Here is a 12,962-nt window from a genome sequence, read left to right as displayed (position 1 = left end):
CCCAGCTCCCCTCAAATAGAACAACGCTCGTTGCCCTGGCCGCTACAGGCCGGCCAGTAACGCGGTGATCAATGCGGTGCGCGGTCCGATCGCCGATCGAAGGATATGCTCCGTGTCGGCATGACCACCATCACCCGGGCATCCAAGCCCGTCCAGCGTCGTCGCGCCGATCGCAGCGGTGAAGTTTCCATCCGAACCACCGCCGGTCGACGCTTCCTTGAGCTCCTGCCCGATCGATTGGCCAATCTCACGAGCGCGCTCGAACGCTGCAATAATCGCGTCGGTCCGCTCCATCGGCGGGCGGTTCATATCGCCATTGATGCGCACCGTCGTTCCGCCGACGAGTGATGTCGAATCAAGAACTTGCGGCACTACTCGATCTGCCTCGGCCAACGACGTGACCCTTAGATCGATCTCTGCGCGCGCATAGGCAGCAACGACGTTGCGCTTCGTTCCGCCCTCTGCCACGCCGACGTTGACGGTCGTCCCTTTGCCATAGTCCGTCAGCGCGTGCAATCGCTGGATCTGCCGCGCGAGCTCCTCGACGGCGCTAACGCCCGACTGATGGTCGGCTCCCGCGTGTGCCGCGCGACCCTCAATCTCCATCGTGAACATCCCGACGCCCTTGCGCTCGGTCTTGAGCGCACCGTCGGGCGGCACCGGCGGCTCCAGGCACAGCACGCACGTCGATTCGCTCGCAACCGATTCGAGCACCGGTCGCGACACTGGCGAGCCGACCTCTTCTTCGGTGTTGATTGTCCAGACGATTGTGCGATGTGTGGCATTCAGATCGTGAAGGATGTCCAGCGCCGTCAGCATCATTGCGGCGGATGCCTTCATGTCGTAAATGCCCGGTCCGTGGATCTTGTCGCCGTCCTGCCGCCAGGGCAGTCGATCGATCGTGCCGATCGGCCAGACCGTGTCGATGTGCGTCATGACTTGCAGTTGGCCGTCGCGGCTTCCGTCGAACCGGGCGACGATCAAGTCACCCCAGTCGCTTTGTGGCAAACGTTCAATGGAACCGCCGCGTCGTTCGATCTCTGCCTGCAGCCAGTCAATGAGCTTGTCGACCGCAGCCTTCTCACTCGAAGGCGACTCGAGCTCGACGAGCGTCTTCAGGAGCGCGAGCGTTTGATCGACGCGTTCTTCCGCCGCAGCCGCAACGCGGTCTCCGGGAATAGCCACCGTGCATCATCCTTCCCCACCCAGCCGGAAGTCGCTCAGGCTCCGCGCTTCTCACGGTCCTTCAGCTGCTTGTAGTACTTCTTGCTCTTCGGCACTGGCCGGTCGGCCTCGGCCGCAACTTCAGCAGCACGGCGCGCAGCGGTTTCTTCAACCTCTGCTTCGAGCCGCACAAGGTCGTTATAGACTTCGAAGTTGTTGGTTGCCGCCGGGGTACGCGTCAGCATCCGTACGAGTTGCGCCTGTGAGGCTTGCGCGCGCTCGGCACCTGGAACTGAGGCGCGCTTGATCATTTCGTCGAGTAGCGCCACTGTGTCAGGATGAGCCGCACTCTCGACGAGGCGCTCGCGGATGCGTTCAAGTCCGTCTCGAGCATTCATCGAGGCTCTCCTCTCCGTCTGCGCGAGTATAACAGGGCAACTCAGACATCCGGCGGCTCGTCGGAGTCCTCCATCGGTGGTATCCACAGGTGCTTGTCCAGGTCGACCTGGTACTCACCGACAAACGTGACGCCCTCATCAATGAGCAGCTGCCGCATGACATCCGGATGCCCCCATGCCCAGCCGCCGCTGAGCTCACCGTAGCGATTGACCACGCGATGCGCGATCTCCGACACTTCGGGCGGACAGCTCGACATCGCCCAGCCAACCATGCGGGCACCACGGCGGTCGCCCAGGACCGCCGCGATCGTGCCGTAGGTCGTCACTTTCCCGCTCGGAATCTGGAGCGCCAGTCGATAGACCCTGCTCGGAAAGCTCGGATCGTCTTCCAGTCGCTTTACCTTTTCCGGCTCTTCGCCGCCGTCAAACAGCTTGCTCTGTTGCACCGAGGCTACTCTCGATCGTTCCGGTCTTGTTCGACCACGCCACAACGGTTCCTGACGGGCTGCCCTTCACTATCCACGAGACTCTGGCCACGTTTCGTGACGGCTTCGGATCCTCCCACGGACGATTCGACGCTGCTCCGCGCCCGGCAAGGTGGCCAACACTGCGCCGTCCACCATCCAGCACTTCACCGGTTGCCAGCCGCAGTTCGATCTTCACCGGATCTGCGCGCCGGACGTCAATGGCCTGCTGCGAGATGTTGGTCGGTAGAAAAGACTGGTTCGTTACTTCTGCCGTCACCCGCCAGAGATTCTCGCCAATCTCTTCGGTCGTCACTTCACTGAAATCGATGCGCGGGAGTGACGACGCCAGATGATCGGTCCAGCGAATGTGGGATGCGGCGATGGGTGGAACGAATGAGCCGGGAGGATTTTGATGCGTGTACTTGTAGGTCCAGCCGCCAATCTCCACCGGCCCCAACTCTGGGTGATCGAATTCATGCCAATCGACGAAACCCTCGCCGCCAAGAGCCGCATCGTTCCAGGCCAATAACGCCGCTTGCTCCTCTTCGTCACGCTCTCCATGGAAAGTGTCTGGGTCATCGCGTCGATCAACACCAGCCGCCAGCCAGTTGTCCCACAATTCAGGAACCCACCCATACAAGCCGTGCTGGTTATAGGCCCAGTCCATCAATGAGCCGAAGCGAGCAATCTGGTGCTCCTCATCGTACGACTGGATCGTCGGCCCGCCAGTCATGTCGGTGAAGCGCTGGCAGAGGACCGCGTAATCACCGCCGAGATCGTTATGTCGATACGCTGCTGCCGGCTGACTGGACGGCAGCCGAAACGAGAAGCCGCCAAATGTGTGATACGAGACGACGAGGCAAATATTCGGATGGCTCACGATCCAGTCAACGTTCGCGCGCGTCTCCGGCGGATAGAGCGGGTATGGCCCGGCACCCTGCTGCTTGTAGTCTGGCTGCCAGTTATGCGGATATGACCGATTGAAGTCCAGCCCCCAACGAGCCGGTGCCACAGTCAATGGTGATGACGCCTCGCCAACCAGTTCAGACTCGGGAAACAGCCGATAGTACACAGCGTCAGGATCGTCTTCATCCATCCGACGGACCATCAATCGTCGATCCAGCTCGGAAACACGCCACTCGCCATCGCTGTCGGGCACGCGCATCTGCGTGATCACGCCGTCGCCGTCGATATCCGCCGGATGAAGTCCGGATTGCGGACCAGCAGTTGGATAGTCGATCGGTGCAGATCGCAATTTGTGCGGTGTGGTCAGATACACCTCGACGCCATCCGGCGCGATGCGCGGTTGAACGTACCAGGTGGTGTCCTCCAGCATATTCTCGCCGGCTTCGGACCGCTGGATAAGTGACCAGATGGTCCCCAGCGCCACGGCCCCGCCGATGACTTCGCCGGCGTGGTGGTTGGCATCGACCCAGATCGCCGGGCGCTTGTCGACGCCACCGTGCTTTCCCGACTCATGGTCCGAGACCGTCGCCACGAACAGTTCGCGCCCCTCCGCCGAATGTCCAATGACCGTAAGCGAAATCCAGCGGGGGTATGCGTCAGCCCAGTTCTTCAGGAGCGCAACCATCTCCTCGTACTTGAGATAGCTGGTGAGCTCGGGTCGCTGCAAATCCTCTTCGCGCATGTTCATCCCCCTGTTGGCCCTTGCTAATAACCACAGTTCGGCATGGTGGTTATAGTAAAATGACGAGGTTGTGCGGCAAGAGGTCCGAGCTTCAGTCGACCACATGAATTGCCGACCGACCGACCGAAATGTCGGACGTACCTCCCGCAACTGCTATTGACGTCGGAGAATCACCACATGAGATCCCTGCTAAAAAGAGTCCTCGGCTCCTCAAACGACAAAGCGTTGAACACGCTACGATCGATCGCCGATGAAGTCAACGCGCTTGAAGACGAGTACCGTGCCCTTTCTGATGAGGAGCTGGCCGGAATCTCGGACCACTTCAGATCACAGCTCGCCGCCGGAGATGAGCTCGACGACATCCTGCCGGAGTCGTTCGCAGCAACTCGCGAGGCAACCCGTCGAACACTTGGACAGCGTCACTTCGATGTTCAGATCATGGGCGGCGTCGTCCTGCATCAGGGCAAGATCGCCGAGATGCGCACCGGCGAAGGCAAGACCCAGACATCCGCGCTCGCACTTGCATTGAACGCACTCGAGGGCAAGGGCTGCCACCTGGTAACGCCGAACGACTACCTGGCCAAGCGTGACACGCAGTGGATGGGCCAGATCTACCACGCGCTGGGTCTGACCGTTGGCTGCATCCAGCACGACGAAGCCTTCGTCTACGATCCTGAATACCCGAACGAGGATCCGCGCCTGGAGCGGCTGCGCCCTGTTGAGCGCGCTGAGGCATACAACTGCGACATCACCTACGGGACGAACAACGAGTTCGGCTTCGACTACCTCCGCGACAACATGGCACCCGATATTCGCTATTGCGTTCAGCGTGACCTGCATTACGCGATCGTCGACGAAGTCGACAACATCCTGATCGACGAGGCGCGCACACCGCTCATCATCTCGGGCCCTGGCGACGAAGCGGTTGACCGCTACTACCAGTTCGCTCAGATCGTCCGCCAGCTGCGGCAAGAGCGTCATTACGAGATCGACCTGAAGCGCAGATCGGTGACACTCACCGAAGATGGCATCGACCGGGTCGAGCAGATTCTCGAGATCCCTGACGGCGCAAGTATCTATGACGATCGTTATCAGGATCTCACGCACTACCTCGAGCAGGCCCTCAAGGCCCAGGCGCTCTTCCATCGCGACAAGGACTACATGATCGAGGACGGCGAGGTCGTCATTGTTGACGAGTTCACCGGGCGCAAGATGGCAGGTCGCCGTTATTCCGAGGGACTTCATCAGGCGATTGAGGCCAAGGAAGGCGTTCGTGTCCAGCGCGAAAACGTGACCGAAGCCACCATTACGTTCCAGAACTACTTCCGTATGTACGACAAGCTCGCCGGCATGACCGGAACGGCCTCCACCGAGGCCGAGGAATTCGGCAACATCTACGGCCTGGAAGTCGTGGAGGTGCCCACCAACCTGCCGATCCAGCGTCTCGACGAGGATGACGAGGTCTACCGCACGGCCGAGGAGAAGTACCGGGCCATCGTCCGCGAGATCAAGGCGGCGGCCGAGAAGGGCCAGCCGACCCTGGTCGGCACGACGTCCATCGAGAAGTCGGAATTCCTCGCCGGCCTGCTGCGCCAGGAAGTTCCGCACTCCGTCCTGAACGCCAAGCAGCACGAACGCGAAGCCGAGATCGTGCAATTCGCCGGCGAGCCGGGGCGGGTCACGATTGCGACAAACATGGCGGGTCGTGGCACCGACATCAAGCTCGGCGACGGTGTGACCGACAAAGGCGGTCTGCATATCATCGGCACCGAGCGCCACGAATCGCGCCGCATCGACAACCAGTTGCGTGGACGCGCTGGCCGCCAGGGCGACCCTGGGTCGAGCCGCTTCTTCCTGTCGCTCGAAGACGAATTGATGCGACGGTTCGGATCGGGCCGCGTCGCCGGGTTGATGGATCGGCTCGGTCTCGAAGACGATCAGCCAATCGAGCACAACATGATCTCGAAGTCGATCGAGAACGCCCAGACGAAGGTTGAGGGCCATAACTTCGACCTCCGCAAGCACGTTGTCGAGTACGACGACGTCATGAACAAGCACCGCGAGGTGATCTACGCCAATCGTCGCCGCATCCTGGAGGGCGAGAGTCTCCACGAGCGGATGTTGGAGATCATCGAGAATCAGGTTGCGATCGTCGTCGCTGCCCATGCGGAAGGCGACGAGATCGACGACGAGGCGATCATCCGCGGCTACCGCTCGATCGTTCCGATGACCTCATTGCGCATGCAGGACATCGATGGGCTGCCTATTGAGGACATCGAACAACGCCTGATTGACGATGCGCTCGCCCATTACGAAGCCAAGGAGCGCGACACCGGCGAAGAGATGATGCGTTACCTTGAGCGCGCCGTCATGCTTTCCGTCATCGACAAGCTCTGGCGTGAGCACCTGACGATCATGGATGACATGCGCCAGGGCATCGGTCTCCAGGCCTATGCGCAGAAGGATCCGCTCGTTGCCTACAAGAAGGAGGGCTTCGACATGTTCGAGCAGCTCCTGGCAAACATCGATTACGACACCGCGCACAAGATCTTCTACGCCAACATCCAGCGCGCACCAGTTCTCGCTCAACCACGCACGATGGTCACGAATCAGGAGTCGGATGGCAAGCCTCAGGCTGCCAGGAAGCGCACCAAAATTGGACGCAACGAGCCGTGCTATTGCGGCAGTGGCAAAAAGTTCAAGAACTGCCACGGCGCTCCGGCCGCTCAACGCGTCGGCTAACGCAGCAACATCTATGCAACAAGCAGAACACCGCAGCCGAATCGGCTGCGGTGTTCTGCTTGCGGCGTTTGGGAAGCTAGAATTCGTCCTCGTAGCCGCGGAAATCCTGGATCAACAACTGAACCTGCTCGAACGCTCCGACAACGAACGACTTGACCTTTTCACGCTGCTCGTCGCTCAGCAGGACGAAGTACAGCAGCGTGCCGGCGATTGTCATCCAGGCGGCAGCGGCCAGCGTCTCTTGCGCGGCATTCCTTGAGCTTTCGACAGCACGGTGCATCGTCTGTGAGGACCGATCAACAGCGCGTTGCGCCGTCGCGCCAGTTGCCGCGAGCAGCGCTGGCGCCTGCGGCGAGCGATCGCGGTTTTCTTCGACTCGATCGCGGATCTGATGGATTGCGTCAGCGGCGGCAGGGACGACGGTCTCCTGAAACTTTTCGATGACCGTCGTGCCGGCAGCACGCAACTCGTCGGAAGATGGCAGCGAGGACGCGGCCCGATCTGCCGTCGGCTTCGCCGTATCGCTCAACCGGCGGATCATGCTCATGACGTTATCGCGCAGATCCGGATAGCTTTGAACCGCAGAATCGATCGCGCTCATAGCCGTGTCGCGACTGCGCTCAACGCCCGCCGAAACGGAATCCGCCAGCGCCTGCCGGTCGGCGATCTCCGCCGGCACGGGATCCGATTCGGCACCGCCGCGACTCAGCGCAATGACAGTTCCGCCAATTGCTGCGCAGCCGCAGTCGCAATGCCGACAACTTCAGCAGTACCCAGGTTTGATCGCTCCATGCTGATTCCTCCTCATCGTCACTGCACCACGCTACGAATCACCGCGGCACGGTCTTCGCTCGACAAATCCCCTGCCAGATACGACACGATGTACACCAGCGATGTCCTGCGCTCCTCGGCCGACATCATCGACACAACCTGTTCCATGACAGATTGAAGTGCCTTGTCGCGCTCTTCCGGAGTCATATTCTTGATTGCGTTTTCAATGATTCCGCGCATCAGGCTCACAGTGAAGATCTCCTGTTGTTAGATCGGTTCGCATGTGTCAACGAACCAGCGTTCCCGCTCACGCACGTTGCGGGCCGCTGGAAACGACACTATACTTCACGACCGTTATGCTGCTGACAGACCATGGATCCCACCATTCATCTTACGATGTCGTCGTTATTGGCGCAGGCCATGCTGGCTGTGAGGCTGCGCTGGCCGCCGCGCGCGTCGGCGCATCAGTCCTTGTCCTCACGCCAAATCTGGATCGCATCGGGTTTATGCCCTGCAATCCATCAATCGGCGGACCGGCCAAGGGACACATCGTCGCTGAGATTGATGCGCTCGGTGGCGCGATGGCCGAGGCCATCGATCGCACTGCGCTTCAGATCCGCACGTTGAACGCCTCGAAGGGCCCTGCTGTTCAGGCACTGCGCGCTCAGGCCGACAAGACGCTCTATTCGATGGCGATGAAGGAAGCGTTGGAAGTCCAGCCGGGTATTGAGCTCCGACAGGAAGCGGCACGCACAATTCAGGCGCGCACCAGCAATGGTCAGCCAGCTGTCTGCGCAGTCGAGACTGACTTCGGCAATGTCTATCACTGCAGGGCGGCGGTCATCACAGCCGGCACCTTCTTGCGTGGCAGCATGATTTCCGGAAGCTGGCGCTCGAACGGTGGGCGGGCTGGCGAGCATGCAACGCAGGACCTGGCGGTTTCGATTGGCGACGTCGGCATCCAGTTACGCCGCCTGAAGACAGGCACTCCGCCACGCATTGATGCGCGAACTATCGACTTTTCGCTGACCGAAGAGCAGCCGGGCTCCGAGACCCCGCTCTGGTTCTCACGTGCCGGTCGCAATGGACGCATTGAGCGACTGGAGCTCCCGCCGCTGTCGCTCTACCCTGGGCAGTCCGACGGTTGGCGAACGCAGTTGTCATGCTATCTGGTGCAAACAAACGAGACCGGGCACGACCTGATCGCTGCGAACGCCCACCGTTCACCGATGTTCGATGGCACGATCCAGGGCGTTGGTCCGCGCTACTGCCCGTCCATCGAAGACAAGGTCATGCGGTTTCGCGACAAGCACAGTCACAGCCTGTTTCTCGAACCTGAAGGCTGGCGTACGACTGAGGTCTACGTCCAGGGTGCCAACACGAGCCTGCCGCACGATGTGCAGCTCGAATTCCTGCGCACGATCCCGGCACTGCGCGACGCCCGCATCACACGCTACGGCTACGCCGTTGAGTACGATGCCATCGAGCCAACCGAGTTGACGCCCTGGTTCGCCTCAAAGCGCATCGACGGCCTCTTTCTCGCTGGCCAGGTCAACGGCACTTCGGGCTACGAAGAGGCAGCAGGGCAGGGACTGATTGCCGGGCTGAACGCGGCGCGGTTCGTTGGTGGACTCGAGCCAGTCACGTTGCGTCGTGACCAGGCCTATCTCGGAGTGATGGCCGACGACCTGTCGACGCAGGATTTCGTTGAGCCATATCGCATGCTGACATCTCGCGCCGAGCATCGCATCCTGCTGCGCGCCGACACTGCCGATGATCGCCTCAGCCAGTTCGCGCACGATACCGGCCTCATTTCAGACGCGCGATACCGCGAGGTGGCAGAAGAGCGCGAAGCTCGCGACCGCGTTATCGCACTGATGACTGAGACGTTTCTGACGCAAAACGAGCGCATCACACACCTGCTTGCATCGGTGGGACTTCCGCCTTCGAGCCGCAGCATGACCGCCGCCGACTATGCGCGTCGCCCCGACTCTCGCATCACTGACCTGTTCGCCGCGCTGCATCTGCTTCGCCCGGCCGCTTACGATGGGTTGCACGTCGATGACGCAATGCTACGGCGGATCGAGGTTGACTTGCGCTACGACGCCTATGTCGAAAAAGAACGGGAGCAGGTCGAACGACTCAGCCGTATGGAGCACACCCGCATTCCCGCAAGGATCGACTACCTGAGCGTTCGCGGTCTGCGCAACGAGGCACGCGAAAAGTTGGCACACGTCCGGCCATCAACCATCGGGCAAGCTAGCCGTATCGCCGGCGTGACGCCAGCCGACGTCGCCGTGCTTCTCGTCTATGTCCGACAGGGAACCCCACACGAGCTAGCACCAGCACCAGTGGCTGGCACCGCCAACTAGTACGCGACGGGGAGTTATGTCAATTCTGATCGTTTCCGATATTCACGCGAATCTGGCTGCGCTGGAAGCTGTCCTGGAAGCCGCAGGTCCTGTCGACACCATTTGGAATCTGGGCGACACAGTCGGTTACGGACCGTACCCAGGTGAATGTCTCGATGCGATGGTCGATCTCGAACCGGATGTCATGCTGCTCGGCAACCACGATGCGGCTTCAGTGGGCCTGCTCAGCCTCGACGAGTTCAACCCGATCGCTCGCGCCGCCACGATGTGGACCACCAGCCAACTAACAGACGAGCAACGTAACCAGGTTGCGTTCCTTCCGTTGCGCGCCACCGTCGATGGCTGCCTCTGCGTTCATGGCAGTCCCCGGCAACCGATCTGGGAATATCTCTACTCGGCCGAAGTCTCAGCGGCGAACTTTGAAGTGTTCGACGAAGCGGCGTGCTTCCTCGGCCACACGCATGTGCAGTTGTGGATCACCAACGATATGGCGGACGCGGGCATTGACCCTCGTCTGGGTAGCGATGGCGAGTCGATTCAGCTGGATCAGGGACGCTTCATCATCAATCCCGGCTCTGTCGGTCAACCGCGCGATGGCAACCCCGACGCCGCGTTTGCGCTGTTCGATCCAGATTTAGGGGTTGTCACTTTTCGCAGAGTGCCGTATGACATCGCCAGAACACAAACCGCGATGCGCGACGCGGGGCTGCCAATGCAGCTCATCACCCGTTTGGCAGCGGGCGTATGATACATGCCCGTCGAGCGTGCGCTCGACGTTCGTTCGTCTTTCGGGGGGAATCCGGGTGCAATACCGTCGCATTCTCGTTCCGATCACCGGTGGTTCCGGCGATCGGCGAGCACTCGATCTGGCCTGTGCGCTGGCATCAAAGAAGAATCTCGAAGTTATCCTGGTCTACGTCGTTGAGGTGAAGCAATCGCTGCCGCTCGATGCCGACATGCCGGAGGAAGTTGGAGTTGGCGAAGAGTGCCTCGCGGTTGCTGAAACCTACGCGCGCGGCGGGGCCGAGCTGAAACTCCACAAAGTCATGCCCGAGCTGTTGCAAGCGCGCACTGCCGGTGCTGCGATCGTCGACGAAGCCATTGAGCGGGACTGCGATGTCATCCTCATGGCGTGCAAGCTCAATGAGAATCTCGGGCAGCCGACGCTCGGAGAGACCGTGAACTATGTCCTTCGCACTGCTCCTTGCGAAGTGATACTGACGCGCGAGGCTGCCGAAATCTAACGTCCGCAGCGCACGAGCAGCTTAAGGAAAGACGGGATAGCTGATGAATGTCGTCATCATTGGTTGCGGGCGAGTCGGCGCACGAATCGCAATGTCGCTCGATCAGGCCGGGCACCATGTGTCCGTCGTCGACATCCGCAGCGCAGCGTTGCGCCGTCTGCCGCCCGAATTTGGCGGCAAGGCCGTCATCGGCACCGGCATCGATGAGGACGTCCTGAAGTTCGCGGGCATCGAGGATGCCGATGCGTTCTTCGCGGTGACCAACGGCGACAACACGAATCTGATGGCCGCCCAGCTCGCTCAAAAGCGATTCAACACCAGGCAGGTCGCGGCTCGGGTCTATGATCCCGTTCGCGCCGAGTCGTATCGACGCATGGGAATCTACACTGTGTGCCCGACGACTACAATCGCCTCGTTGATGCTCGACTCGCTGTCGACGAGCTGACGATCCCGACGCGCTGACGAAGGAGAATCTCGTGTACCTAATTGTTGTCGGGGGCGGCAAGGTCGGTTACTACCTCACCAAGACACTCGTTCATGAGGGCTACGAAGTCCTGCTGATCGAGAAGGACGCGGCCAAGGTCGATACGTATACCGAGCGCTTTGGCGCGGTTGTAATGAATGGCGACGGGGCCGAGGCCGCCACGCTCTCGGCTGCGGGTGTCGGGCGCGCAGATGTCATCATCGCCGTCACGGGCGACGACGAAGACAATTTGATCATCTGCCAGATGGCGAAGCACCGCTTCAACGTCGGGCGCACGATCGCTCGAGTCAACAACCCGAAGAACGAAGAGCTCTTCCGCCTGCTCGGCATCGACGTCACCATCAGCACAACCAACGTGATTCTGTCGCTGATTGAGCAACAGATCCCTGAGCTGCACTTCGTCCATCTGCTGGCGCTGCGCCATGCCCACATTGCGCTCGTCGAAGTCAGCGTCTCGTCGGCATCGCCTATCGTCAATCGGACGTTGGCTGACATCGACTTGCCGCCGGAGACGTCGATCATCGCCGTCCTGCGCGACGGCAAGGTCGTCATTCCGACTGGCACAACGACAGTGCGGCCCGGCGACGATCTCTTTGCGATCACCCGGCGTGAATCCGAAGCGGAGTTGCGCGACCTGATTGTCACAGGCTAAGTCTGCCGCAACCCAACACGGCAACACAGGAAAGATGACGGGGCCACATATTTGCGTGGCCCCGTATGTGTTTATGCAGACTCGCCCAGTTGCCTGGTCAATTCCTGCCGGACTACGGCGGGGTTGCCGCGTCCCTTCATCGTTCGCATCACCTGGCCGATAAGGAATCCGATCGCCGCCTGCTTGCCGGCGCGGAAGTCGGCGACGGCGCTTGGATTCACAGCAAGCGCTTCGGCGACGGCACTGGCAACCAGGTCGACATCGGATTCCTGCCGCAGACCGCGCTCTTCGACAATAGCGCGCGGCGATGTGCCGGACTCGTCAGCGAGGCCGAGAACGTCCTTGCCTGCCTGGGCATTGATCTCGCCCGATCGCACCATCACGACAATATCAGCAAGATGCTCCGGCGAGAGCTTCACTTCGCTAAACCCGCCGCGCGATCGAGCCAGGGCAAACACATCGCCAGTCAGCCAATTTGCCACGTCACGATGGTGCCCACCGGCTGCAGTTACTGCTCGCTCGTAATAGTCGGCAACGATGGACTCGTCGGTAATCACGGCGCTGTCCTGTGCAGACAGCCCGAACGCAGACTCGAAGCGCGCGCGGCGGACGCGGGGCAACTCCGGCATCGAGTCCGCAATGTCGGCGACCTGCTCGCGGCTAATCTCCAGCGGCGGCAAGTCCGGCTCGGGGAAATAGCGGTAGTCCTCCGCGTCCGACTTCTCCCGCCCGGCAGTGGTGATGCCAGTGTCCTCGTGCCAGTGGCGCGTCTCCTGGGTGACCGCACCGCCGGACTGCAGGACGGCCGCATGACGCTGGATCTCGTAGCGCACCGCACGCTCGACCGACCGCAGCGAGTTGACATTCTTGGTCTCGCTGCGCGTGCCGAACGTGTTGCTGCCCTTGGGCATCAGCGAGAGATTGACGTCGCAGCGCATCGAGCCCTGCTCCATCTTGACGTCGGAGACGTCGAGGGCGCGGAGCAGGTCGCGCAGCGCGGAGACGTACGCCTTGGCGATC

Annotated in this window: 13 protein-coding genes; 6 read left to right on the top strand and 7 right to left on the bottom strand. The window is 61.0% G+C overall.

Features of this window, described 5'->3' with window-relative positions:
• Window positions 1-42: 42 nt before the first annotated feature.
• Genes M9890_00855 through M9890_00840 form a run of 4 tightly spaced genes read right to left on the bottom strand, consistent with a single transcriptional unit; the run spans window position 43 to window position 3,677 of the window.
• On the bottom strand, window positions 43-1,185 hold the full coding sequence (locus tag M9890_00855) for a M20 family metallopeptidase (protein MCO5175521.1): 1,143 nt from the start codon (window positions 1,183-1,185) through the stop codon (window positions 43-45).
• A 35-nt stretch (window positions 1,186-1,220) separates the two neighbouring features.
• Window positions 1,221-1,562: a hypothetical protein gene (locus M9890_00850; protein ID MCO5175520.1), complete on the bottom strand. Its 342-nt coding sequence runs from the start codon at window positions 1,560-1,562 to the stop codon at window positions 1,221-1,223.
• A gap of 41 nt (window positions 1,563-1,603) precedes the next feature.
• Window positions 1,604-2,008, bottom strand: a complete 405-nt coding sequence (locus tag M9890_00845) for an MGMT family protein (protein MCO5175519.1) — start codon at window positions 2,006-2,008, stop codon at window positions 1,604-1,606.
• Window positions 1,986-3,677, bottom strand: a complete 1,692-nt coding sequence (locus M9890_00840) for a M14 family metallopeptidase (GenBank protein MCO5175518.1) — start codon at window positions 3,675-3,677, stop codon at window positions 1,986-1,988. Before M9890_00840 ends, M9890_00845 begins: the two co-directional genes overlap by 23 nt.
• Before the next feature lie 225 nt (window positions 3,678-3,902).
• On the opposite strand from M9890_00840, the gene secA reads away from it, so the two are divergent.
• The gene (gene secA, locus M9890_00835; GenBank protein ID MCO5175517.1) at window positions 3,903-6,419 is read left to right on the top strand and encodes a preprotein translocase subunit SecA; all 2,517 of its coding nucleotides are present in this window, start codon (window positions 3,903-3,905) and stop codon (window positions 6,417-6,419) included.
• A gap of 76 nt (window positions 6,420-6,495) precedes the next feature.
• Here secA and M9890_00830 read toward each other — a convergent pair whose 3' ends face one another.
• Window positions 6,496-7,098, bottom strand: a complete 603-nt coding sequence (locus M9890_00830) for a hypothetical protein (protein ID MCO5175516.1) — start codon at window positions 7,096-7,098, stop codon at window positions 6,496-6,498.
• Window positions 7,099-7,229: 131 nt separating this feature from the next.
• Window positions 7,230-7,439 carry a hypothetical protein gene (locus M9890_00825; protein ID MCO5175515.1) on the bottom strand — a complete coding sequence of 70 codons (210 nt, stop codon included), beginning with the start codon at window positions 7,437-7,439 and terminating at the stop codon, window positions 7,230-7,232.
• Window positions 7,440-7,546: 107 nt separating this feature from the next.
• Here M9890_00825 and mnmG point away from each other — a divergent pair, with 107 nt between their 5' ends.
• Genes mnmG through M9890_00800 form a run of 5 tightly spaced genes read left to right on the top strand, consistent with a single transcriptional unit; the run spans window position 7,547 to window position 11,942 of the window.
• Complete coding sequence (mnmG, locus tag M9890_00820; protein ID MCO5175514.1) at window positions 7,547-9,562, top strand: tRNA uridine-5-carboxymethylaminomethyl(34) synthesis enzyme MnmG; 2,016 nt, start codon at window positions 7,547-7,549, stop codon at window positions 9,560-9,562.
• Between the two features lie 16 nt (window positions 9,563-9,578).
• Entirely contained in the window at window positions 9,579-10,310 is a 732-nt protein-coding gene (locus tag M9890_00815) for a metallophosphatase family protein (protein MCO5175513.1), read from the top strand.
• Window positions 10,311-10,365: 55 nt separating this feature from the next.
• A complete protein-coding gene (locus M9890_00810) occupies window positions 10,366-10,806 on the top strand; it encodes a universal stress protein (GenBank protein ID MCO5175512.1) in 441 nt (146 codons plus the stop codon).
• Between the two features lie 43 nt (window positions 10,807-10,849).
• Window positions 10,850-11,251, top strand: a complete 402-nt coding sequence (locus tag M9890_00805; GenBank protein MCO5175511.1) for a TrkA family potassium uptake protein — start codon at window positions 10,850-10,852, stop codon at window positions 11,249-11,251.
• 31 nt (window positions 11,252-11,282) lie between these two features.
• Entirely contained in the window at window positions 11,283-11,942 is a 660-nt protein-coding gene (locus tag M9890_00800; protein ID MCO5175510.1) for an NAD-binding protein, read from the top strand.
• A 71-nt stretch (window positions 11,943-12,013) separates the two neighbouring features.
• Here the strand turns inward: M9890_00800 and M9890_00795 are convergent.
• Window positions 12,014-12,962 (bottom strand): Asp-tRNA(Asn)/Glu-tRNA(Gln) amidotransferase GatCAB subunit B (locus M9890_00795; protein MCO5175509.1); only part of this gene is annotated, 949 nt, incomplete at its 5' end.

The sequence above is a fragment of the Thermomicrobiales bacterium genome, assembly GCA_023954495.1.
Classification (GTDB): Bacteria; Chloroflexota; Chloroflexia; order Thermomicrobiales; family CFX8; genus JAMLIA01.
The sequence above is the reverse complement of the archived record's forward strand: the minus strand, read 5'-3'. Positions and strand labels throughout refer to the sequence as shown.